This window comes from Streptomyces sp. WAC05374 (genome assembly GCF_004353505.1).
Taxonomy (GTDB): Bacteria; Actinomycetota; Actinomycetes; order Streptomycetales; family Streptomycetaceae; genus Streptomyces.
Genome location: NZ_SMNQ01000014.1, coordinates 150,474 through 173,740, shown reverse-complemented (window position 1 = coordinate 173,740; position 23,267 = coordinate 150,474). Strand labels below are relative to the sequence as shown.

Sequence of the window (23,267 nt, the reverse complement as noted above, 5' to 3'; positions counted from 1 at the left end):
CTTGAGAGGGTAAGGCTCCCAGTAGACGACTGGGTTGATAGGCCGGATATGGAAGCCCAGTAATGGGTGGAGTTGACCGGTACTAATAGGCCGAGGGCTTGTCCTCAGTTGCTCGCGTCCACTGTGTGGTTCCCGGGTTGCGAACAGTCGCACCGGTTGAACCAGCTCCACTTACTTAATTGAAGAGTGTGCTTGTTCGCTAGAACCCGATAGGGTTTCGGTGGTCATAGCGTTAGGGAAACGCCCGGTTACATTCCGAACCCGGAAGCTAAGCCTTTCAGCGCCGATGGTACTGCAGGGGGGACCCTGTGGGAGAGTAGGACGCCGCCGAACAATCTTTCAAGGACCCTTGGTCCCAGCGTGCATGCTGGGACCAAGGGTCCTTTTTGTTTTGCTTGATCTTTTCTCGAAGCGCGTCGGGAGGCCGGCTGCGCGAGAATGACTGCGGTACCCGAAGACAGGAGCCATAGCCATGTCCACCAACTCCTCCGACGATCGTCCGGAGCGCGAGCCGCGCCGTAGGGACGGTGGTGAGCGGGGCGGCTTCCGTGGACCCCGTCGCGACGACAACCGGGGCAGCGGTGGCGGCGGCTTCCGCCGCGACCGGGACGACCGCGGTGGGCGCCCGGCCGGCGGCGGTGGCGGATTCCGTCGGGACGATCGCCGCGACGACCGTCGGGACGACCGGGGTGGCTTCCGTCGGGACGACCGGGGTGGCTTCCGTCGGGACGAGCGGGCGCCCCGGCCCGACGACCGCGGCGGGTTCCGTCGTGACGACCGGCGTGATGACCGGCGCGATGACCGTGGTGGGTTCCGCCGCGACGACCGGCGTGACGAGCGTCGGGACGACCGGGGTGGCTTCCCGCGGGATGACCGTGGGTTCCGGCGGGACGACCGGCGTGACGACCGCGGCGGGTTCCCCCGTGACGACCGGGCGCCCAGGCGCGATGACCGTCGGGACGACCGTCGTGACGACCGGGGTGGCCGTCCGGTCGCCGGCCGTGGCTTCCGTCGGGACGACAACCGTGGCGGCGGGTTCCGCCGCGACGACCGGCGGGACGATCGTCGTGATGACCGTCGGGACGAGCGCCGCGACGACCGTGGTGGGTTCCGTCGTGACGACCGTCGTGATGACCGGCGTGATGACCGGCGTGACGACCGTGGTGGGTTCCGTCGTGACGACCGGCGTGATGACCGGCGTGACGACCGGGGTGGCTTCCGTCGTGACGACCGCCGGGACGACCGGCGTGACGACCGTGGTGGGTTCCGCCGCGATGACCGGCGTGACGAGCGTCGGGACGACCGGGGTGGCTTCCCGCGCGATGACCGTGGGTTCCGGCGGGACGACCGGCGTGACGACCGCGGCGGTTTCCCCCGTGACGACCGGGCGCCCCGGCGTGACGACCGTGGCGGGTTCCGGCGGGACCGGGACGACCGGCCGCGTGGGCCCCGGCGCGACGACCGTGACCGCGGCGGGTACCGGGGACGGGACGACCGTGGCGGTTTCCGCCGGGACGACCGGGACCGGCGCGACCGGGACCGGGAGCCCATCAAGCGGCTGCCGATTCCGCCGGAGGTCACCGGTGACGAGATCGACAAGGACGTACGGCAGGAGCTGATGAGCCTGCCGAAGACGCTCGCCGAGGACGTCGCCAGGAACCTGGTGATGGTCGCCAAGCTCATCGACGAGGAGCCGGAGAAGGCGTACGCGTACTCGCGCATCGCGCTGCGGCTGGCCTCGCGGGTGGCGGCCGTGCGGGAGGCGGCGGGCTTCGCGGCGTACGCGACCCAGAAGTACGCCGAGGCGCTGGCGGAGTTCCGGGCGGCGCGGCGGATGACCGGCAGCGTCGAGCTGTGGCCCGTCATGGCGGACTGCGAGCGCGGCCTGGGGCGGCCCGAGCGTGCACTGGCGATGGCCGGTGAGCCCGAGGTGCAGAAGCTGGACAAGGCCGGCCAGGTCGAGATGCGGCTCGTCGCCGCCGGGGCGCGCAGGGACATGGGGCAGCTCGACGCCGCCATCGTGACCCTCCAGAGCCCGGAGCTGGCGTCGAACTCCGTGCAGTCGTGGACGGCGCGCCTGCGGTACGCGTACGCCGACGCCCTGCTGGAGGCCGGGCGTGAGGACGAGGCGCGTGAGTGGTTCGCCAAGGCGCTGGAGGCCGACAAGGACGGTTCGACCGACGCTTCGGACCGGCTCGCCGAGCTGGACGGGGTGGAGTTCGTCGACGCCATCGTGGAGGACCACGAGGACGGCGAGGACGAGGACGCCCCGGCGGACGGGACGGACGAGGAACCGCGCGGCTGAGTGACAGGAAAGGGGCGGCACCCGGTGGGTGCCGCCCCTTTTCGTATGTCCGGCGTCCGTCAGTCGACGTCCAGGCTGCGGAGCACCAGGCCCGTCGCCGGCTTGGGGCCGAAGGACGTCGACTTGCGCGGCATGGTGACGCCCTGGCGGGCCAGGTCGCGGACGACCTCCTCGCGTACCGGGTGCATCAGGACGGCCGTGCCTCCCCGGCGTTCGGCCTGGGCGACGGCGGCCCCGGCGTCGTGGATGTAGGTGATGTCCTCGGGGGTGTCGGGGACGCGCCAGACGCGGTCGATGAGGGCGGCGTGCAGGACGGTCGCGTCGAGGGTGCGCCATGCCTCGGGCCGGTCCGCCGGGATCGCGCGGACCAGGAGCTCCGGGGCAGGGCGGTCGATCAGGTGGAAGGGCCCGGTGCCGCCGCCGGTGAGGAGGAAGGCGTTGCCGTCCGAGGCGGCGGTGGCGAGGGCGTCCAGGGCGGCCGGCAGCGGCGCGTCGATGGTGCGGACGCGGAAGGTGTCGCCGAGGGCGGCGAGCGCGTCGGCGACCGGGAGGCGGTTGAGGAGCCGGTGGATGGCGCGTACCTGGAGCGGGTAGCGGGCCGTGTCGATGAGGAGGACCAGGCCGTAGTTCCACGGGCCGGGAGCGGAGTGCTCCTCGCGCAGGCGCAGGTACGTGGCCCAGCGGTGGTGGCCGTCGGCGATCAGGGCCTGGTGGCGGCCGAGGTCCTCGGCGACCTCGGCGAGTGCGGCCGGGTCGGTGACGGACCACAGCCGGTGGCTGATGCCGTCCTCGGTGGTGGTGGCGAGGAGCGGTGCGCGCAGGACGGTGCGTTCGATGACGGCGGTGGCGCCGGTGGCGGTGCCGTTGCCCCGGTAGGTGAGGAGCAGCGGGTCGAGGTTCGCGGCGGTCGTGCGCATGAGGGAGGCGCGGTCCTCGACGACGTGCGGTATGACGTCCTCGTGGGGGAGCACGATCCCCTCGGCGGGGGTGGTCAGTTCCAGGGCGCCGATGAGGCCGCGCTGGAGGAGGTCGCCCTTGCGCTGCTCGTACACGTAGAGCGCGGGTTCGGTGTCGGCGGCGAGGACGCCGTCGGAGAGCCAGGAGTGCAGGGTGTCGGCGGCCTGGCGGTGCCGGGCCTCGGTGGTGGCCGTCTGCGCCGCCTGCGGCAGGATCAGCCGCACGATGTTGTGGGGGTCGGCCGACTCCAGGTGGTGGACACCGTCGGGCCGTACGACCACGTCGTACGGCGGTGAGGTCACCGCGGCAAGGCTCCCGACCCGTTCGGGGACATAGCGCAGTCCGCGGAAAGGTGTCAGGTGCAGACCGCCATTGGCCGCAGAACCTGTGGTGTTCATCCCTGCATCGTATGTGGATCGGGGGTATGAGCGATGATCGGGGGCAGTCGGCTTTCGTCAGCGAGGAGTTCGGGACATGGGGCAGCGGGGCAGGAACCGGCCGGGTGGCAGTGCGCGCGCGCTGAGCGAGGCGTACGACACGGCGCTGCTCGACCTGGACGGGGTGGTGTACGCGGGCGGGGAGGCGATCGCGTACGCGGTGGAGTCGCTGGGAACGGCGCGGGACGGCGGGATGCACCTGGCGTACGTCACCAACAACGCGCTGCGGACGCCCGCCGCGGTGGCGGCGCACCTGAGTGAGCTGGGCGTGCCGGCCGAGCCGTCCGACGTGATCACCTCGGCGCAGGCGGTGGCCCGGCTGATCGCCGACCAGGTGCCGCCGGGGTCGCGGGTGCTGGTGATCGGCGGTGAGGGGCTGCGGGTCGCGCTGCGGGAGCGCGGGCTGGAGCCGGTGGAGTCGGCCGACGACGACCCGGCGGCCGTCGTGCAGGGGTACGGGGGGCCGGAGCTGCCGTGGGGGCGGTTCGCGGAGGCGGCGTACGCGGTGGCGCGGGGGGTGCCGTGGTTCGCGTCCAACACCGACCTGACGATCCCGAGCCCGCGGGGCATCGCGCCGGGCAATGGTGCGGCGGTGGAGGTGGTGCGGATCGCGACGGGCGCGGAGCCGCAGGTGGCGGGCAAGCCGTTGCCGCCGATGCACCGCGAGACGATCCTGCGGACGGGTGCGGAGCGGCCGCTGGTGGTGGGCGACCGGCTGGACACCGACATCGAGGGGGCGTTCAACGGGGGCGTGGACTCGCTGCTGGTCCTGACCGGGGTGACGGACGCGGCGCGTCTGCTGGCGGCGGTGCCGGAGCACCGTCCGACGTACGTGGACGCGGATCTGCGGGGGCTGCTGACCGGGCAGCCGGAGGTGACCGGGTCGGTGGAGGCCGGGTTCGGCTGCGGTGGGTGGACGGCGTCGGTGCGCGGGGACGCCTTCGTCCTGGACGGCGAGGGTGGCGCGCTGGACGGGCTGCGGGCGCTGTGCGCGGCGGCGTGGACGCACGCGGGGGACGGTTCGTGCGCGCTGGAGGCGGGGAAGGCGCTGGCCCGGCTGGGGTGGTGAGGCTCCCGGGGCGGGTGGGGACGGTCGAGGCCGCCACGGAGGAGAACCAAAGGTAGGCTAACCTAACCGGGTGTTGGTCGACAGTCCTCCCAAACAGAGCGCGGACTCCTCCGCCGCAGCCGAGCCGCGCGGGCGCCGTGCGGTGCGCGCGGCGGGGCTGCTGGCGTCCGTCGGTGTCCTGCTGCTCATCTGTGCCGCGAGCATCGTGGTCGGGGCCAAGCCGGTCCCGCTCGACGACGTGTGGCACGGTCTGTTCCACTACTCCGGGACGGGCAACGACGTGCTCATCCGGGACCTGCGGGTGCCCCGGACGGTACTGGGAGTGATCGTCGGCGCCGCACTGGGCCTCTCCGGTGCCGTGATGCAGGCGCTCACCCGCAACCCGCTCGCCGAACCCGGCCTGCTGGGCGTGAACGCGGGCGCCTCGGCCGCGGTCGTGACCGCCATCAGCTTCCTGGGCGTCACCTCGCTGACCGGCTACGTGTGGTTCGCCTTCCTGGGCGCCGCCGTGGTCTCGGTCGTCGTGTACGTGCTCGGCGGCAGCCGCAGCGCCACCCCGGTACGGCTCGCGCTCGCGGGGACGGCGGCGACCGCCGCGCTGTACGGGTACGTCAACGCCGTGCAGCTTCTGGACTCGGCCGCCCTGGACCGGCTGCGCTTCTGGACCGTCGGCTCGCTGGCCAACGCCGACATGACGACGGTGCGCAGCGTGGCGCCGTTCGTCGCCGTGGGCGTCGTCCTCGCGCTGCTGATCGCCCGGCCGCTCAACGCCATGGAGATGGGCGACGACACCGCCCGCGCGCTGGGCGCGCATCTGAACCGGACGCGCGCCGCCGGCATGGTAGCCGTGACCCTGCTGTGCGGCGCCGCGACCGCCGCGTGCGGCCCGATCGTGTTCGTCGGCCTGATGGTGCCGTACCTCGTGCGCGCCCTGACCGGCCCCGACATGCGGTGGATCCTGCCGTACGCGGCGGTGCTCGCGCCCGTGCTGCTGCTGGGCTCCGACGTGCTGGGGCGGGTGGTGGCCCGGCCCTCCGAGCTCCAGGTCGGCATCGTGACCGCGCTCGTCGGCGGCCCCGTCTTCATCCACCTCGTACGCCGCAAGAGGATGGCCCAGTTGTGACCACGCGTACCGCCAAGGCCCTGCGCACGCCCGGGGGCCTGTCCCTCCGCTACGAGCCCCGCGCGGCCGTCACGCTCCTGCTGCTGGCGGTGGTGACCGCGGCGGCCGGCGTCGTCCTGATCGGCAGCGGCGACTTCCCGATCGCGCCCGGGGACGTGGTCGCCACCCTGCTCGGCGACGGCACCATGGCGCAGGAGTTCGTCGTCCGGGACCTGCGGCTGCCGCGCGTCCTCGTGGCGGTCCTGGTCGGCGCGTCCCTGGGGCTGGGCGGCGCGGTGTTCCAGTCCGTCTCGCGCAACCCGCTCGGCAGCCCCGACATCATCGGCTTCGGCCAGGGTGCCACCGTGGGCGCGCTCACCGTGATCGTGCTCTTCGGCGGCGGCGCCACCGCCGTCGCGGGCGGCGCCGTCGTGGGCGGTGTGGTGACCGGTGTCCTGATCTACCTGCTCGCCTGGAAGCGGGGCGTGCACGGCTTCCGGCTGGTACTCGTCGGCATCGGCGCGGCCGCGATCCTGACCGCCGTCATCCACTACCTGATCACCAAGGCCAGCCTGATCGACGCCACCCGGGCCGTGCTGTGGATGACCGGCACCCTCGACGGGCGCGACTGGGCGCAGTTCTGGCCGCTGCTCGCCGTCTGCGCCGTGCTCGTGCCGCTGGTGCTGGGGCACGGGCGGCCGCTGCGGATGCTGGAGATGGGCGACGACGCCGCGTACGCGCTCGGGGTGAAGGTGGAGCGGACGCGCCTGGTGCTGATGGGCTCGGCCGTGCTGCTGGTGTCCGTCGCCACGGCAGCCGCCGGTCCGATCACCTTCGTCGCGCTCAGCGCGCCGCAGCTCGCCCGGCGGCTCACCCGCTCGCCCGGCCCCAACCTCGCCGCGTCCGCCCTCATGGGCGCCGCCCTGCTGCTGGTCGCCGACTGGACCGCCACCAACGCCTTCGGCGAGTCGGAACTGCCGGTGGGCGTCGTGACCGGTGTCGTCGGCGGCGTGTACCTGCTGTGGCTGCTGGTCACCGAGCGCCGGGCAGGCCGGATATGACCCCCGTGAACCACGAGAACACCAGAAGGGCCCCCATGCAGCAGCGCCTGAGCGCGGAGGCGGTCACCCTCGCCTACGAGCAGCGGATCATCGCCCGCGACCTCTCGGTCGAGATCCCCGACAACTCGTTCACCGTGATCGTCGGCCCCAACGCGTGCGGCAAGTCGACCCTGCTGCGGGCCCTGTCGCGGATGCTGAAGCCCACCGAGGGCCGCGTGCTGCTGGACGGGCAGGCGATCCACTCCCTGCCCGCCAAGAAGGTCGCCCGCACCCTGGGCCTGCTGCCCCAGTCGTCCATCGCGCCGGACGGCATCACCGTCGCGGACCTCGTCGCCCGCGGCCGCTACCCGCACCAGGGGCTGCTGCGCCAGTGGTCCACGCAGGACGAGCGCATCGTCCGGGAGTCGATGGACGCCACCGGTGTGGGCGAGCTGGGCGACCGGTACGTCGACGAGCTGTCCGGCGGGCAGCGCCAGCGCGTGTGGATCGCGATGGCGCTGGCCCAGCAGACGCCGCTGCTGCTGCTCGACGAGCCGACGACGTACCTAGACATCCAGCACCAGATCGACGTGCTGGACCTGTGCGCCGAACTGCACGAGACCCAGGGCCGCACCCTGGTCGCCGTGCTGCACGACCTGAACCACGCGGCCCGGTACGCCACGCACCTGATCGCGGTACGCGGCGGGGAGATCGTCGCGGAGGGCCCGCCGTCCGAGGTGGTCACCGCCGAGCTGGTGGAGCGCGTCTTCGGGCTGCGCTGCCAGGTCATCGACGACCCCGAGACCGGCACGCCGCTGGTCGTCCCGGCGGCGCGGCAGGCCCGTGCCCGGGCCTCGCGGACGGCGACGGCCGCGGCGGCGCGGTAGGGACCCGGCCGCCCGGGTACGCCGTTACAGCAGCGACCGCAGCCGCAGGAGGTCACGGAAGCCGGCCTCCAGCCTGACCCGGCCCGACGCCCACGCCCTGGCGAAGTTCAGCTCGCCGTCCACCATCGCCACCAGGTCGTCGCCGGCCATCGCCAGCCGGATCTCCGCCCTCTCCCGGGGCGGGCCGTCCAGGTGGCCGAGCACCTCGATCCGGCCGCCCACCAGGCGGCCGGTGAACGTGCTGTCCAGGTCGGTGATGTGGCAGCTCAGCGTGCGGTCGAGCGCCGCGGCGCTGCGCACCTCGCCATTGGCGTGCCGGAGGTTCGCGGAGAGTCTGTCGAGTGCGCTGCGGCACTCCTCGATCGTGGCCATCGTGACCGACCGTACCCCAGCCCTTCGCGGTAGCGTCTGGGCATGAGCGACGTGATGCCCGAGCCGCCGCAGGCCGTCGAGGACGCGCCCGCCGAGACGTACGACCCGGCCGCGCCCGCGCCCCTGGGCGTCGAGCGCGTGCCCACCGGGCACCCCCGGGTGGACGCCGGGCTGGAGCGGCTCGGTGACGCCGACCACCTCCCGGCCGACGGGCACCTGGAGGTGTACGAGGATGTACACCGGGGGCTGCGGGAGGCGCTGGCCGCGCTCGACGCGCGCCCCCAGCCATCGCCGTCGTACGAACACAGGAGCTGAACCGAACGTGGCAGGAGTCGCACGCCGCCGTCTCGACGCCGAGCTGGTACGCCGCAAGCTCGCCCGCTCGCGCGAGCACGCGAGCACGCTGATCGCGGCGGGGCGGGTGACCGTCGGCGGCAACACGGCCACCAAGCCCGCCACCCAGGTCGAGACGGCCGCGGCCATCGTGGTCGCGCAGGACGACGCCGACCCCGACTACGTCTCGCGCGGCGGTCACAAGCTGGCGGGCGCCCTCGAGGCGTTCGTACCGCGCGGGCTGCGGGTCGAGGGCCGGCGGGCGCTGGACGCGGGCGCGTCCACGGGTGGGTTCACCGACGTCCTGCTGCGCGCAGGGGCCGCGCACGTCGTCGCCGTCGACGTCGGGTACGGGCAGCTCGCCTGGTCGCTCCAGAGCGATGAACGCGTGACCGTCAAGGACCGTACGAATGTACGTGAGCTGACGCTGGACGCGATCGATGGAGAGCCGGTGGATCTGGTGGTGGGCGACCTGTCGTTCATCCCGCTGGGGCTGGTGCTGCCGGCCCTGGTGGGCGTCTGCGCGCCCGACGCCGACCTGGTGCTGATGGTGAAGCCGCAGTTCGAGGTGGGCAAGGAACGGCTCGGCAGCGGCGGCGTCGTCCGCAGCCCGGAGCTGCGCGCCGAGGCGGTGCGCAGCGTGGGGCGGCGGGCCGGCGAGCTGGGACTCGGGGTGCTGGGCGTCACCGCCAGCCCGCTGCCCGGCCCGTCCGGCAACGTCGAGTACTTTCTGTGGCTGCGGGCGGGCGCGCCCGCGCTCGATCCGGCGGATGTGGAACGCGCCGTGGCGGAGGGACCTCGTTGAGTTCATCGACAGCGTTTTCGACGACTGCTGCACCCCGCACCGTCTTCCTGCTCGCGCACACCGGCCGGCCGGCGGCGGTGCGCAGCGCCGAGCTGGTCGTGCTCGGGCTCCTGCGCAGCGGCATCGGCGTGCGCGTCCTGGCCGCCGAGGCCGCCGACCTGCCGCTGCCGCCGACCGTCGAGACGGTGCCCGAGGCGTCGCCCGACGTGCTGGACGGCTGCGAGCTGCTGATCGTGCTGGGCGGTGACGGGACCCTGCTGCGCGGCGCGGAGTTCGCCCGCGCCTCCGGGGTGCCCATGCTAGGCGTCAACCTGGGGCGGGTCGGCTTCCTCGCCGAGGCCGAGCGGGACGACCTCGACAAGGTCGTGGACCGGGTCGTCACCCGGGCGTACGAGGTCGAGGAGCGCATGACGCTCGACGTCGCCGTGTACGAGAACGGTGACGTGCTGCACACCGACTGGGCGCTGAACGAGGCCGCCGTGCAGAAGGTGTCGGCGGAGCGCATGCTGGAGGTCGTCCTGGCGATCGACGGCCGGCCCGTGACCGGCTTCGGCTGCGACGGGGTGATCTGCGCGACGCCCACCGGGTCGACGGCGTACGCGTTCTCGGCCGGCGGGCCGGTGATCTGGCCGGAGGTGGAGGCGCTGCTGATGGTGCCGATCGGGGCGCACGCGCTGTTCGCCAAGCCGCTGGTGACGACGCCCGACTCGGTGCTGGCGGTGGAGGTCGAGCCCCACACCCCGGACGGGGTGCTGTGGTGCGACGGGCGCCGCACCATCGAACTGCCCGCGGGCGCACGGGTGGAGGTGCGGCGCGGGGCGGTCCCCGTCCGGCTGGCGCGGCTCCACCACGCGTCGTTCACGGACCGGCTCGTCGCCAAGTTCGCCCTCCCCGTCTCGGGCTGGCGCGGGGCACCGCACTGACACGCCGGGCCCCACTCCGGCGGGTGACAGACGTGTGCCGCGACCGCGCCGCGACCTGCGGCTTCGGCGACGCGGGGCGGGGGCCGTCGCACAGCGGCCCTCCGACCTCGTAAGGTCTTCCCCGTGTTGGAGGAGATGCGGATACGGTCGCTCGGGGTCATCGACGACGCGGTGGTCGAGCTGTCACCCGGTTTCACCGCGGTGACCGGCGAGACCGGCGCGGGCAAGACCATGGTCGTCACCAGTCTCGGGCTGCTGCTCGGCGGGCGCGCCGACGCGGCCCTGGTGCGGATCGGTTCACCGTCCGCCGTCGTCGAGGGCCGGATCACCGTGCCGCCCGGTGGCGCGGCCGCCGTCCGGGCCGAGGAGGCGGGCGCCGAACTCGACGAGGGCGCGCTGCTGATCAGCCGCACCATCTCGGCCGAGGGCCGCTCCCGCGCGCATCTGGGCGGGCGTTCCGTGCCGGTCGGCGTGCTCGCCGAGCTGGCCGACGAACTCGTCGCCGTGCACGGCCAGACCGACCAGCAGGGCCTGCTCAAGCCCGCCCGGCAGCGCGGCGCCCTCGACCGGTACGCGGGCGACGCCGTCGCCGTGCCGCTCGCCAAGTACACCGAGGCCTACCGGCGGCTGCGGGCCGTCACCGGCCGGCTCGAGGAGCTGACCACGCGCGCCCGCGAGCGGGCGCAGGAGGCCGACCTGCTGCGCTTCGGCCTGGCCGAGATCGAGGCGGTCGAGCCGCGGGCCGGCGAGGACGTGGAGCTCGCCGCCGAGGCGGAGCGCCTCGGGCACGCCGAGGCGCTGGCGTCGGCCGCCGCGCTGGCCCACGGGGCGCTGGCGGGCGACCCCGAGGACCCCGAGGTCCTGGACGCGACGACCCTGGTCGCGGGCGCCCAGCGGGCGCTGGAGGCCGTGCGGTCCCACGACCCGGCGCTGGCCGCGCTCGCCGACCGGATGGGTGAGATCTCGATCCTCCTCGCCGATGTGGCCGGAGAGCTCGCCGGGTACGCCGACAACCTGGACGCCGACCCGCGGCGGCTGGCGGCCGTCGAGGAGCGGCGCGCCGCGCTGACGGCCCTCACCCGCAAGTACGGGTCCGACGTCGCCGCCGTCCTGTCCTGGGCGGAGGAGGGCGCCGCCCGGCTCACCGAACTGGACGGCGACGACGAGCGGATCGGCGAGCTGACGGCCGAACGGGACGCCCTGCGGGCGGAGCTGTCCGATCTGGCCCAGGCCCTGACCGACGCCCGGACGGAGGCGGCGGCGCGCTTCGCGGACGCCGTCACCGCCGAACTCGCCTCGCTCGCCATGCCCCACGCGCGCGTGTCGTTCGACATCCGGCAGACCGAGGACCCGGAAGGGGTGGAGGTCGGCGGGCGGACAGTGGCCTACGGGCCGGCCGGTGCCGACGAGGTCGAGCTGCTGCTCGCCCCGCACCCCGGCGCGCCGCCGCGGCCGATCGCCAAGGGCGCCTCGGGCGGTGAGCTGTCCCGGGTGATGCTCGCCGTCGAGGTGGTCTTCGCCGGTACGGACCCGGTGCCGACGTACCTCTTCGACGAGGTCGACGCGGGCGTCGGCGGCAAGGCGGCGGTGGAGATCGGCCGGCGGCTGGCCAAGCTCGCCCGGTCCGCCCAGGTCGTGGTCGTCACGCACCTGCCGCAGGTGGCGGCGTTCGCCGACCGCCAGCTCCTGGTCGAGAAGACCAACGACGGGTCGGTCACACGGTCCGGCGTCACGGTCCTGGAGGGTGAGGACCGCGTACGGGAGCTGTCGCGCATGCTGGCCGGCCAGGAGGACTCCGAGACGGCCAGGGCGCACGCCGAGGAACTGCTGGCGACAGCCAGGGCGGACGCCTGACGTCCCGCGCACCCCGCGCCCGGTGCCGGCCGCCGGGCGCGGCGTCCGTAGGGTGAGTCCATGATCGGTTTCAGCGAGGTGGCCGGACTCGGCGTCGCCGCCGTGGCCGCCCGGGGCGTGTACCGGGCGCTGCGGTCGCGGGACGACGCCGGGTGGCGGCGCACCAACTACGCGGGGCGGACCGTCGACCTGTACGCCGGGCCCGCCGTCGCCGTCGGTGCCGCGCTCGGCGCGCTCCCCGCGGGCGGCACCGGCCGGGCGCGCGGCGCCGCCGTACTGGCCGGGCTCACGGCGGCGGCCTGCGGGGCGTACGACGACCGGAACGGCGACCACCGGCGGGGCTTCCGGGCGCACCTGGGCGCCCTGCGGCACGGCGAGGTCACCAGCGGGACCGTCAAGCTCCTCGGGGTGGGCGCCGCCGGGCTCGCTGCCGGGGCGCTGCTCAAGGAACGGCCCGCCGACAAGGTCCTGGCCGGCGTCGTCGTCGCCGGTACCGCGCACCTCGTCAACCTGGTGGACGTCCGGCCGGGCCGGGCCGCCCTCACGGTGCTCGCCCTGGGCGCGCCCGGCCTGCTGGGACGCGGGCCGCTGGCCGCCGCGCCGATGGGCGCCGCGGCCGCGGTCGTCGCCGACGACCTCGGTGAGCGCACCATGCTCGGCGACGCGGGCGCCCACGCCCTGGGCGCGGTGCTCGGCACGGCGATCGCCGCCGCCAGTGGGCGGGCCGGGCTGCTGCTCCACGCCGCCGGGCTCGTCGCCGCCGCGGCGTACGGGGACACCGTCAGCCGCCTCGCGAGTTCACCCGTGTGAGTGATCGCGGGGTGCGGTTTGCGCCCCACGACACGGCCGCTTCGCCCGGACGGTGCCGGAACGTGCGTACGGGCTGGCATTCTTGGGCGCGTGACGGAGCTGCGTACGGTGCAAGTGCTGGGCGGCGGCAGCGCGGGCAGCAGCGCTCATGTCAGATCACTGGCCGCCGGGCTCGTGGCGAGGGGCGTACGGGTGACCGTGTGCGCGCCGGCCGAACTGGACCACCACTATGACTTCCTGGGCACCGGCGCCCACTTCATGCCCGTGCCCCGCCGCAGCGACCCGGTCGCCATCGGGGCCCTGCGGGTGGCGTTCGCGGGCGCGGACGTCGTCCACGCGCACGGGCTGCACGCCTCGATGCGTGCCGGTCTGGCCCTCGGCTCCCGGCGCGTACCGCTCGTCATGACCTGGCACACGCGCACGCACGCGGAGGGCGCCCGTGGCCAGTTGATCCGGCTCATGGAGCGAAAGACCGCGCGGGCGGCGGCCGTTGTGCTCGGCACGTCCTCCGAACTCGTCGACCGGGCACGGCGGCGGGGCGCCCGGGACGCGCGGCTCGGCCCCGTCTCGATTCCCGCCCCGCCCGGCGGCGTCCCCGAGGTGCAGGCGGGCAAGGCGCGGGCGGAACTCGGCGCCATGGACCGGCCGTTGGTGGTGGCCGTCGGCGCGCTGGAGCCGCACCGCGGGCACGGCACGCTGCTGGACGCCTCCCGGATGTGGCTGGCCCACGACCCCGTGCCGCTGGTCGCCGTCGCGGGGGAGGGGCCGCAACGGGCCGGGCTCCAGCGGCGGATCGACACGGAGGGGCTGCCGGTGCGGCTCCTCGGGCGGCGCGGCGACGTCACGGCGCTGCTCGCGGCGGCGGACGTGGCGGTGCTCGCGAGCCGGTGGGAGGCCCGCGCCCCCATCGCCCAGGAGGCGCTGCGGCTCGGTGTCCCCCTGGTCGCCACGGCGGTGGGCGGGGTGCCGGAACTGGTCGGCGACGCGGCGGTCCTCGTCCCGTACGGGGACGGGGGCGCGCTGGGCGCCGCGGTGTCCGCCCTGCTCGCCGACCCCGGGCGGCGGGCGGCGCTGGCGGCGGCGGGCCGGGCGCAGGCGGACACGTGGCCGACGGAGGACGAGACGATCGCGCAGGTGCTCAGCGTGTACGACGAGCTCTGCGCGCGCTGACGCCCGGGCGGGCGCCTGCCGGGCCCGGGGCCCGTGTGCGGTGCTCTCACACGGGCCGAAGCACCGCCCTTGTGCCTCCGGCCCCTGTGCGGTGCTCTCGGGCCCGCCCCCGTGCCTCCGGCCCGCTACGCGGTGTGGCGGCGGGCCCGGAGGGCGAGCGAGAGGGCCAGGACCGTCTGCGGGTCGTCCAGGTCGGTGCCCAGCAGGTCGCCGATGCGGGCCAGCCGGTTGTAGAGCGTCTGGCGGTTGAGGTGCAGTTCGCGCGCCGTCTCCGCCTTGCGGCCCGCGTGCGCCAGGTACGTCTCCAGCGTCGGCAGCAGGGGCGGGCGCGACGTCCGGTCGTGCTCGCGCAGCGGGCCGATCGCCCGGTCCACGAACGCCGCCAGGTCGGGGTGGTCCCGCAGCCGCCACAGCAGCAGGTCGATGTCCAGGCGCCGTGCGTCGTACCACGGCCGGTCCGGCAGCCCCTGTGCCGCGGCCGCCGTCTCCGCCGCGTGCCGCAGCCCCGCCGACGCCGCCGCCCAGCCGCCCGCGACGCCCACCACGACGACCGGAGGGTGCCCGCCCGAGGCTCTTCCCCGGCCACCGGCCGGAGGCACCCCCACGAGCCCCGCCCGCGCCACCCCCGCCCGCAGCGCCGCGGCCACCCGGTCGGCGACGGCCGTCCGCTCCGACAGGGTGCGCAGCCCCAGCAGGAGCGGCACCCGGCCCTCGACGGGGCGCACCCCCAGCAGGACGGGGACACCCACGGCGGAGAGCTCCTCCAGCACGGCGCGGGCCAGCAGCGACCAGTTGCCGGACGGGGAGAGCTCCGGGGCGAGGCGCATCACCACCGGCAGCAGGGGACCGTCACCCGGCTTGAACCCCAGCACCCGGGCCTGCGCGGGCGCGTCGTCCGCCGAGACGCGGCCCTCCGCGAGGTCGGTGAGGAAGTCGCCCCGGCCCCGCGCCGCCAGCTCCTCCTCCTGCCGCGCCTGCATCAGCACCACCGCGAGGATGCCGGCCGCCCGCTCCGCCGCCATCCGGTGGACCGGCAGCAGCCCCCCGGACACGGCCAGCAGCACGAGGCGGGCGCGTACGGCCGCCGCCCCCGGGCCGCCGCCCGGCACGTCCACCAGCACCGCCCCGGCCGGCGGGCCGGACTGCCGCGCCTCCCGCTGGCCGCGCAGCCCTTCCCACACCTGGAGCGGATCGGCCGGCTCCGCCCCGCCGCCGGCGGCGTACAGGAGCTGGCCGTCCGCGGTCTCCAGGAACACGGGGTTGCCGGCGAAGTCGGCGAGGATGCCCAGCACCTGGGGCACCCCGCCGCCGCCCAGCAGCGCCTCCGTGCACCGCCGGTGCACGTCCTCCGCCCGCCGCAGCAGCGCGTAGTGCCCGTTGACGATCTCGGTGTGGACCTCCTCCGTGACCGCGACGAAGGGCACCTCCCGGTGGAGCTGGACCAGCGGCAGGCCCGCCGCCCGTGCCGTCTCCACGATCGTCGCGGGCAGCCGGGAGAACCGCGGCCCCAGCTCCACGACCAGGGCCGCGATCCCGCGCTCCGCCAGCCGCCGCACGAACGCCCGCTGCTCGGCCGGCCGCGTGCCGAGCCCCAGCCCGGTCGTCAGCAGCAGTTCGCCGCCCTTCAGCAGCGACGCGATGTTCGGCACCTCGCCGGCGTGCACCCAGCGCACCGTCCGGTGCAGCCGGTCCGCCCCCGTCACCACCTCCGGGAGCCCGCCGCGCAGCCCGGGCAGCTCCAGCGCCCGCTGCACGGTGATCCCGCCCTGGTCGTTCGTCGAGGTCATGGACGTCATACGGCCGGACGGTACCCGCGACCGTGTTCCCAGGACATCACCGGGAGATGACGACCGCCGGCAGCGGGCGACAACTCGTCGCGCCGGCCCACCATTTGCGCGACCGCCTGTCGATTGTGGCGTACGTCACGCCGGAGGAAGGTGTCCCGCCATGGCAGACAATCCCATCCCCGCAGGCCGCGAGGTGCAGCGGCTCAAGGCGAACTCCGTCGGACTGGTCGGCGTCGTCTTCATGGCGGTCGCCACCGCCGCGCCGATCACCGCCATGACCGGCAACCTGCCCATCGCGGTCGGTTTCGGCAACGGCACCGGCGCCCCGGCCGGCTACCTCTTCGCGACGCTCGTCCTCACCGTCTTCTCCGTCGGCTACGTCGCCATGGCGAAACGGATCACCGCGGCCGGCGCCTTCTACGGCTACATCTCCCACGGCCTCGGCCGCATCGCCGGCATGGCGTCCGGCATGCTCGCGGTCCTCGCGTACGTCGTCTTCGAGGCGTCGATCGTCGGCGTCTTCGCCTACTTCACCAGGACCACCGTCGCCGACCAACTGGGCGTGGACCTGCCGTGGATCGTGTACGCGGCCGCGATGCTGGCCGTCACCGCCGTCCTCGCGTACTTCGACATCAACCTCACCGCCAAGGCCCTCGGCGTGATGCTCGTCGCCGAGATCGCCGTGCTGTTCGCCGTCGCGACGGCGGTGCTCCTGAACGGCGGCGGCCCGGACGGCATACCCGTCGAGCCGATCAACCCCGCCAACGCCTTCACGGGCGCCTCCGCCGGCCTCGGCCTGTTCTTCGCCTTCTGGTCGTGGGTCGGCTTCGAGTCGACCGCGATGTACGGCGAGGAGTCCCGCGACCCCAAGCGGGTCATCCCCCGCGCCACCCTCGTCTCCGTCATCGGCGTCGGCCTGTTCTACATCTACGTCTCCTGGATGACCATCGCCGGCAACGGCCTCGACGGCGCCGTGAAGGTGTCCGCGTCCACGAGCCCCCTCGACCTGTTCTTCGACCCGACCCGGTCGTACATCGGCGCCTGGGCCGTCGACGCGTTCCAGTGGCTGCTGCTCACCGGCTCGTTCGCCTGCGGCATGGCCTTCCACCAGTGCGCCTCGCGCTACCTGTACGCCATCGGCCGCGAGGGCTTCCTGCACCCGGCGCTCGGCCGTACGCACGCCCGGCACGGCTCGCCGTACATCGCCTCCTACGTCCAGAGCGCCATCGCCGTCGTCCTCGTGGGCGCCTTCTGGGCCACCGGCCAGGACCCGTACATCCACCTCTACACGCTGCTGGCGATCCTGGGCACGATGGCGATCCTCATCGTCCAGACCCTCTGCTCCTTCGCCGTCATCGGCTACTTCCGCAGGAACCACCCCGAGGACCGGCACTGGTTCCGGACGTTCACCGCGCCGCTGCTCGGCGGCATCGGCATGACCGCGGTCGTCGTCCTGCTGGTCCTCAACATGGAGACGGCCGCGGGCCTCGCCGCCGACTCCCTCTTCTTCACGCTGATCCCGTGGATCGTCGGCACCGTCTTCTTCGGCGGTCTGGCACTCGGCTGCTACCTGAAGGCCCGGCAGCCCGAACGGTACGAGATCATCGGCCGGATCGTCCTCGAGGACGCGGCCGAGCGCGAAGAGCGACACGACGACCAGCCCGCCGCGACCGTCTGAGGAGCCGACCCATGTCCCGTACCCCCCTGATGCGCGCCCTGCGCGACATCGCCGCCCACCGCGCCGCCGCCGAACGGCTCGGTGTGCCCGTCGACGCCGTACGCGGCTCCACCCGCCGCGAACTGCTCCGGCGCGCCGCGGCCCTCGGCCTCGCGGCGGGCGTCGGCACCGCCGTGGCGGCCACGCCCGGCCGGGCCCACGCCGCCACCGCCCCGCGCATCGCGGTCGTCGGCGCCGGAATCGCCGGCCTGACCGCCGCCCTCACCCTCAAGGACGCGGGCCTGAACTGCACGCTGTACGAGGCCCATCCGACCCGCGTCGGCGGCCGCATGTGGACGCAGCGCGACCACTGGGCCCACGGCCAGATCTCCGAGATCGGCGGCGAGCTGATCGACACCAGCCACAAGAAGATGCAGGAGCTGTGCCGCCGCTTCGGCCTGCCGCTGGAGGACTTCCTCGGCGGCGGACCGGCCGGCGCCGAGGAGGTCCTCTGGTTCGACGGCGCGTACTACCCGCGCCACCAGGCCGACGAGGACTTCAAGGCGGTGTACCAGCAGCTCCACCGGGACCTCCAGGAGGCCGGTGAGGTGAAGTGGAACCAGAGCACCCCGCACGGCACCGCCCTGGACAACATGTCGATACACGAATGGATCGAGAGCCGCGTCCCCGGCGGGCACGCCTCACCGCTCGGGCAGTTCATCGACGTGGCGTACAACGTCGAGTACGGCGCCGACACCACCGAGCAGTCGTCCCTCGCGCTCGTCCTGCTGATGGGCTACCAGACCAACCCCGGCCACTTCAACGTCTGGGGCCTGTCCAACGAGCGCTACCACATCACCGGCGGCAACGACCGGCTCCCGCGCGCCATCGCCGCCGCACTGCCGACGGGCACCCTGCGCATGGGCTGGTCCCTGACCGCCGTACGCGCCAATGCCGACGGCACCCAGACCCTCACCTTCACCGAGGGCGCCACCACCCGCACGGTCACCGCCGACCACACGGTGCTGTGCGTCCCCCTGCCGATCCTCAAGGGGCTCGACCTCAGCCGGGCGGGCTTCGACCCGCGCATGCGGGACCTGCTGCGCGACGCGCGCATGGGCCACTGCACCAAGCTCAACATGCAGTGCGCCACCCGCCCCTGGCGCGGCACCGGCCCCTGGCCGGGGGTCTGTGCCGGTGACTGCTTCACCGACACCGACGTCCAGCAGACCTGGGACACCACCAAGATCCAGCCGGGCACCGGCGGCATCCTCATCCAGTACAACGGCGGCACCCTCGCCCAGTCCCTGACCCCGGCCGGCCCGTTCTCCACCGAGTCCGACCCGTACGTCCGCGACCTCGCCGCCCGCCGGCTGCGCGGCATCGACGCGTTCTTCCCCGGCACGTCCACCGCCTGGACCGGCCGCGCCCAGCTCTCCGCCTGGCACCGCAACCCGTACACGCTCGGCGCCTACTCGATGTGGCCCGTCGGCTACCTCCACCGGTACGCCGGCTACGAGGGCACCGCCCAGGGCAACGTCCACATCGGCGGCGAGCACTGCTCCTACGACTTCCAGGGCTTCATGGAAGGCGGCGCCACCGAGGGCGAGCGCGCCGCCCGGGAGGTGATCGCCGCCTGTTAGCGACGGACGCGGCGTATCAGGCGCCGTACGCGCCCGAGGCGGTCAGCCGCAGTGCCGTGTCGATCAGCGGCACGTGGCTGAACGCCTGCGGGAAGTTGCCGACCTGGCGCTGGAGGCGCGGGTCCCACTCCTCCGCCAGCAGGCCCAGGTCGTTGCGCAGTCCCAGCAGCTTCTCGAACAGCCTGCGCGCCTCGTCGACCCGGCCGATCATCGCCAGGTCGTCCGCCATCCAGAACGAGCAGGCCAGGAACGCGCCCTCGTCGCCCGGCAGACCGTCCACACCCTCGTCGGCGCCCTCGGTCGGGTAGCGGAGGATGAAGCCGTCCTCCGTGGACAGCTCCCGCTGGATGGCCTCGATCGTGCCGATGACGCGCTTGTCGTCCGGCGGCAGGAAGCCCACCTGCGGGATCAGCAGCAGCGAGGCGTCCAGTTCCTTGGAGCCGTACGACTGCGTGAAGGTGTTGCGCTCCGGGTCGTAGCCCTTCTCGCACACGTCCCGGTGGATCGTGTCGCGCAGCTCGCGCCACTTGTCCAGCGGGCCGTCCGCGTCGCCCGACTCGATCAGCTTGATCGTCCGGTCGACGGCGACCCACGCCATGACCTTGGAGTGCGTGAAGTGGCGGCGCGGCCCGCGCACCTCCCAGATGCCCTCGTCGGGCTGGTCCCAGTGGTCCTCGAGGTACCGGATCAGCTTGAGCTGGAGGAGCGAGGCGTAGTCGTTGCGCGCCAGGCCGGTCATGTGCGCCAGGTGCAGGGCCTCGGTGACCTCGCCGTACACATCGAGCTGGAGCTGGTTGGCCGCGCCGTTGCCGACCCGGACCGGGGCGGAGTCCTCGTACCCCGGCAGCCAGTCCAGCTCCGCCTCGCCGAGCTCCCGCTCGCCGGCGATGCCGTACATGATCTGGAGGTTCTCGGGGTCGCCGGCGACCGCCCGCAGCAGCCACTCGCGCCAGGCACGGGCCTCCTCGCGGTAGCCGGTGCGCAGCAGCGAGGACAGGGTGATCGCCGCGTCCCGCAGCCAGGTGTAGCGGTAGTCCCAGTTGCGGACGCCGCCGATGTCCTCCGGCAGGGAGGTGGTGGGCGCCGCGACGATGCCGCCCGTCGGGGCGTACGTGAGCGCCTTCAGCGTGATCAGCGAGCGGATCACCGCCTCGCGGTAGGGCCCGCGGTAGGTGCAGTGCTCGACCCACTCGCGCCAGAACTCGGACGTGGCCTCCAGCGCGCCCAGCGGGTCCGCCAGCGGCGGCGGCGCGTGGTGCGAGGGCTGCCAGCTAATGGTGAAGGCGACCCGGTCGCCCTCCTTGACGGTGAAGTCCGAGTACGTGGTGAGGTCCTCGCCGTGCGTCTCCACGTCGGTGTCCAGCCAGATGGAGTCCGGACCGGCGACGGCCACCGTGCGCCCGTCGACCTGGTGGACCCACGGCACCACACGCCCGTAGGAGAACCGCATCCGCAGGGCGGACCGCATCCGCACCCGGCCGCTGACGCCCTCCACGATCCGCACGAGCTGCGGGGCGCCGTCACGCGGCGGCATGAAATCGGTCACCCGCACCGTGCCCCGGCCCGGCGTGTCCCACTCGGACTCCAGGATCAGCGAGTCACCGACGTACCGGCGCCGCTCGGCCACGGGCGGCTCGGCGTCATCGGCGTGCGCCGGCCCGATCCGCCAGAAACCGTGCTCCTCGGTACCGAGAAGTCCTGCGAAGACGGCATGCGAATCGAAGCGGGGCAGGCACAGCCAGTCGGCCGTGCCGTCCCTGCAGACCAGGGCGGCGGTCTGCATGTCTCCGATGAGTGCGTAGTCCTCGATGCGCCCGGCCACGTGCAATCTCCAGTCGAACGGCAACGTTCGCCCCCGTGGGGCGCTTTCGGATGGGGTCAAGGTCAAGGATCGCCGACGAGCACGATGTTCCCGGTGACGGGCGGGGGTGGTGCCGTTATGAGGGCCTGGCTCGGCAGCGGATGTCCGAGCAGGATACGACGCGCCCCGGCCCTCTGTGTGATCGTTCAGGTAGAGCTGTTGAGCAGAACGAGTGACCCTCGTCTCGCCCCGCGAAACCCCTCCAGGGGTCATGTGCCGCCCGTGTCCGGTCGCGTGCGCAGCGTGTCCCGGCCGCGCCGGACCCTCGCGCCGCCGGCCCGCCCGGCCCGGTCCCCGGCGGCCTCGGCGGGCGCCGTGCGGGCGCCCGGGCCACGTGCGGGGCGTCGGCGTGGCGGGTGCGGGCGGGAGCGGGGGGCCTGCGTCGCTGATACCCTGGTAGCCCGTGGACCGGTGGGCGCCGCACCTAGAAATCGGCGGCCCCCGAACCGCAGCGACGGCACCACCGGAACTCCGGACGCCGGTACGCACATCCAGACCGCGACCACGGGAGCCCCCTCTTGGCCATGCCGCCCAAATCCACGACGACCAAGCACATCTTCGTCACCGGGGGTGTCGCGTCCTCCCTCGGCAAGGGCCTGACCGCCTCCAGCCTGGGTGCGCTCCTCAAGGCGCGGGGCCTTCGGGTCACGATGCAGAAGCTCGACCCGTACCTGAACGTCGACCCGGGCACGATGAACCCGTTCCAGCACGGTGAGGTGTTCGTCACCAACGACGGCGCCGAGACCGACCTGGACATCGGCCACTACGAGCGGTTCCTCGACGTCGACCTCGACGGCTCGGCCAACGTCACCACCGGCCAGGTCTACAGCCAGGTCATCGCCAAGGAGCGGCGCGGCGAGTACCTCGGCGACACCGTCCAGGTCATCCCGCACATCACCAACGAGATCAAGTCCCGCATCCGCCGCATGGCGACGGACGACGTGGACGTCGTGATCACGGAGGTCGGCGGCACCGTCGGCGACATCGAGTCGCTGCCGTTCCTGGAGACCGTCCGCCAGGTCCGCCACGAGGTGGGCCGCGACAACGTCTTCGTGGTGCACATCTCGCTGCTGCCCTACATCGGCCCGTCCGGCGAGCTGAAGACCAAGCCGACCCAGCACTCCGTGGCGGCGCTGCGCAACATCGGTATCCAGCCGGACGCCATCGTGCTGCGCGCCGACCGCGACGTACCCACCGCGATCAAGCGCAAGATCTCGCTGATGTGCGACGTGGACGAGGCGGCCGTGGTCGCGGCCATCGACGCCAAGTCGATCTACGACATCCCCAAGGTGCTGCACACCGAGGGCCTGGACGCGTACGTCGTGCGCAAGCTGGACCTGCCGTTCCGCGACGTCGACTGGACGACGTGGGACGACCTGCTGGACCGCGTGCACAACCCCGACCACGAGGTCACCGTCGCGCTCGTCGGCAAGTACATCGACCTGCCCGACGCCTACCTGTCGGTGACCGAGGCCATGCGCGCCGGCGGCTTCGCCAACAAGGCCCGCGTCAAGGTCAAGTGGGTCACCTCCGACGACTGCAAGACGCAGGCCGGAGCGGCCAAGCAGCTCGGCGACGTCGACGCCATCGTCATCCCCGGCGGCTTCGGCGAGCGCGGCGTGAACGGCAAGGTCGGCGCCATCCAGTACGCCCGCGAGAACAGGATCCCGCTGCTGGGCCTGTGCCTGGGCCTCCAGTGCATCGTGGTCGAGGCCGCGCGGAACCTGGCGGGCATCACGGACGCCAACTCCACCGAGTTCGACCCGGCCACCTCGCACCCCGTCATCTCGACGATGGAGGAGCAGCTCGCCTACGTCGAGGGCGCGGGCGACCTGGGCGGAACGATGCGCCTGGGCCTGTACCCGGCCAAGCTCGCCGAGGGCTCCATCGTCCGCGAGGCCTACGGCGACCAGCCGTACGTGGACGAGCGGCACCGCCACCGCTACGAGGTGAACAACGCGTACCGCGCCGAGCTGGAGAAGAAGGCGGGCATCGTCTTCTCCGGGACCTCCCCCGACAACAAGCTCGTCGAGTACGTGGAGTACCCGCGCGAGGTGCACCCCTACCTGGTCGCCACCCAGGCGCACCCCGAGCTGCGCTCGCGCCCGACCCGGCCGCACCCGCTCTTCGCGGGCCTGGTGAAGGCGGCCGTCGAACGGCAGCAGGCCGCGCGCACGACGGGCGAGTGACGCGCTAGCGATACGGTTGACCGGGGTACGGGCCTGATCGGGGCACGTGCCCCGGTTTTCTGTGTA

At 73.6% G+C, this 23,267-nt stretch carries 19 protein-coding genes and 2 rRNA genes; 17 read left to right on the top strand and 4 right to left on the bottom strand.

Annotated elements, in window-relative coordinates; all coding sequences use genetic code 11:
- The 4 genes from E2B92_RS24365 to E2B92_RS33045 all read left to right on the top strand — a co-directional run.
- Window positions 1–106: ribosomal RNA gene (locus E2B92_RS24365) — 23S ribosomal RNA — on the top strand; the annotation flags it as partial.
- A gap of 110 nt (window positions 107–216) precedes the next feature.
- Window positions 217–333 (top strand): 5S ribosomal RNA (gene rrf, locus E2B92_RS24360).
- Between the two features lie 437 nt (window positions 334–770).
- On the top strand, window positions 771–1,619 hold the full coding sequence (locus E2B92_RS33050) for a hypothetical protein (protein WP_200836976.1): 849 nt from the start codon (window positions 771–773) through the stop codon (window positions 1,617–1,619).
- Window positions 1,619–2,305, top strand: coding sequence for a tetratricopeptide repeat protein (locus E2B92_RS33045; RefSeq protein ID WP_235023952.1), 687 nt, complete (start codon window positions 1,619–1,621; stop codon window positions 2,303–2,305). Before E2B92_RS33050 ends, E2B92_RS33045 begins: the two co-directional genes overlap by 1 nt.
- Window positions 2,306–2,364: 59 nt before the next feature.
- On the opposite strand, the gene E2B92_RS24350 is transcribed toward E2B92_RS33045, so the two are convergent.
- Entirely contained in the window at window positions 2,365–3,660 is a 1,296-nt protein-coding gene (locus E2B92_RS24350) for a DUF1015 family protein (protein WP_126888016.1), read from the bottom strand.
- A gap of 76 nt (window positions 3,661–3,736) precedes the next feature.
- On the opposite strand from E2B92_RS24350, the gene E2B92_RS24345 reads away from it, so the two are divergent.
- From E2B92_RS24345 to E2B92_RS24330, 4 genes are all read left to right on the top strand, one after another.
- Entirely contained in the window at window positions 3,737–4,768 is a 1,032-nt protein-coding gene (locus tag E2B92_RS24345; RefSeq protein WP_126888017.1) for an HAD-IIA family hydrolase, read from the top strand.
- A 70-nt stretch (window positions 4,769–4,838) separates the two neighbouring features.
- Window positions 4,839–5,891, top strand: a complete 1,053-nt coding sequence (locus tag E2B92_RS24340; protein WP_185923708.1) for a FecCD family ABC transporter permease — start codon at window positions 4,839–4,841, stop codon at window positions 5,889–5,891.
- Window positions 5,888–6,931 (top strand): FecCD family ABC transporter permease, encoded by a 1,044-nt coding sequence (locus tag E2B92_RS24335; protein ID WP_126888018.1) that lies wholly within the window; start codon window positions 5,888–5,890, stop codon window positions 6,929–6,931. The genes E2B92_RS24340 and E2B92_RS24335 overlap by 4 nt, the downstream gene beginning before the upstream one ends.
- Window positions 6,928–7,797, top strand: a complete 870-nt coding sequence (locus E2B92_RS24330; protein WP_126888019.1) for an ABC transporter ATP-binding protein — start codon at window positions 6,928–6,930, stop codon at window positions 7,795–7,797. The genes E2B92_RS24335 and E2B92_RS24330 overlap by 4 nt, the downstream gene beginning before the upstream one ends.
- 24 nt (window positions 7,798–7,821) lie before the next feature.
- Here E2B92_RS24330 and E2B92_RS24325 read toward each other — a convergent pair whose 3' ends face one another.
- A complete protein-coding gene (locus tag E2B92_RS24325; RefSeq protein WP_126888020.1) occupies window positions 7,822–8,169 on the bottom strand; it encodes an SCP2 sterol-binding domain-containing protein in 348 nt (115 codons plus the stop codon).
- Between the two features lie 42 nt (window positions 8,170–8,211).
- Between E2B92_RS24325 and E2B92_RS24320 the strand changes: the two genes are divergently transcribed.
- The 6 genes from E2B92_RS24320 (at window position 8,212) to E2B92_RS24295 (ending at window position 14,064) form a co-directional block, all read left to right on the top strand.
- On the top strand, window positions 8,212–8,484 hold the full coding sequence (locus E2B92_RS24320) for a hypothetical protein (RefSeq protein WP_126888021.1): 273 nt from the start codon (window positions 8,212–8,214) through the stop codon (window positions 8,482–8,484).
- Window positions 8,485–8,491: 7 nt separating this feature from the next.
- The gene (locus tag E2B92_RS24315) at window positions 8,492–9,307 is read left to right on the top strand and encodes a TlyA family RNA methyltransferase (RefSeq protein ID WP_126888022.1); all 816 of its coding nucleotides are present in this window, start codon (window positions 8,492–8,494) and stop codon (window positions 9,305–9,307) included.
- Window positions 9,304–10,230: an NAD kinase gene (locus E2B92_RS24310; protein ID WP_126888023.1), complete on the top strand. Its 927-nt coding sequence runs from the start codon at window positions 9,304–9,306 to the stop codon at window positions 10,228–10,230. Before E2B92_RS24315 ends, E2B92_RS24310 begins: the two co-directional genes overlap by 4 nt.
- Window positions 10,231–10,365: 135 nt before the next feature.
- A complete protein-coding gene (recN, locus tag E2B92_RS24305; protein ID WP_126888027.1) occupies window positions 10,366–12,084 on the top strand; it encodes a DNA repair protein RecN in 1,719 nt (572 codons plus the stop codon).
- 60 nt (window positions 12,085–12,144) lie between these two features.
- On the top strand, window positions 12,145–12,894 hold the full coding sequence (locus E2B92_RS24300) for a hypothetical protein (protein WP_126888024.1): 750 nt from the start codon (window positions 12,145–12,147) through the stop codon (window positions 12,892–12,894).
- A 90-nt stretch (window positions 12,895–12,984) separates the two neighbouring features.
- Entirely contained in the window at window positions 12,985–14,064 is a 1,080-nt protein-coding gene (locus E2B92_RS24295) for a glycosyltransferase family 4 protein (protein WP_126888025.1), read from the top strand.
- A gap of 125 nt (window positions 14,065–14,189) precedes the next feature.
- Here E2B92_RS24295 and E2B92_RS24290 read toward each other — a convergent pair whose 3' ends face one another.
- Window positions 14,190–15,851 (bottom strand): PucR family transcriptional regulator, encoded by a 1,662-nt coding sequence (locus tag E2B92_RS24290; RefSeq protein ID WP_133087685.1) that lies wholly within the window; start codon window positions 15,849–15,851, stop codon window positions 14,190–14,192.
- A 160-nt stretch (window positions 15,852–16,011) separates the two neighbouring features.
- On the opposite strand from E2B92_RS24290, the gene E2B92_RS24285 reads away from it, so the two are divergent.
- Together E2B92_RS24285 and E2B92_RS24280 are read left to right on the top strand one after the other, a co-directional pair.
- Entirely contained in the window at window positions 16,012–17,529 is a 1,518-nt protein-coding gene (locus tag E2B92_RS24285) for an APC family permease (protein ID WP_126886457.1), read from the top strand.
- 11 nt (window positions 17,530–17,540) lie between these two features.
- On the top strand, window positions 17,541–19,151 hold the full coding sequence (locus E2B92_RS24280) for a flavin monoamine oxidase family protein (RefSeq protein WP_126886459.1): 1,611 nt from the start codon (window positions 17,541–17,543) through the stop codon (window positions 19,149–19,151).
- Window positions 19,152–19,167: 16 nt separating this feature from the next.
- On the opposite strand, the gene E2B92_RS24275 is transcribed toward E2B92_RS24280, so the two are convergent.
- Window positions 19,168–20,973, bottom strand: a complete 1,806-nt coding sequence (locus tag E2B92_RS24275; protein WP_126886461.1) for a glycoside hydrolase family 15 protein — start codon at window positions 20,971–20,973, stop codon at window positions 19,168–19,170.
- 563 nt (window positions 20,974–21,536) lie between these two features.
- Here E2B92_RS24275 and E2B92_RS24270 point away from each other — a divergent pair.
- The gene (locus E2B92_RS24270) at window positions 21,537–23,201 is read left to right on the top strand and encodes a CTP synthase (RefSeq protein ID WP_126886463.1); all 1,665 of its coding nucleotides are present in this window, start codon (window positions 21,537–21,539) and stop codon (window positions 23,199–23,201) included.
- Window positions 23,202–23,267: the final 66 nt, after the last annotated feature.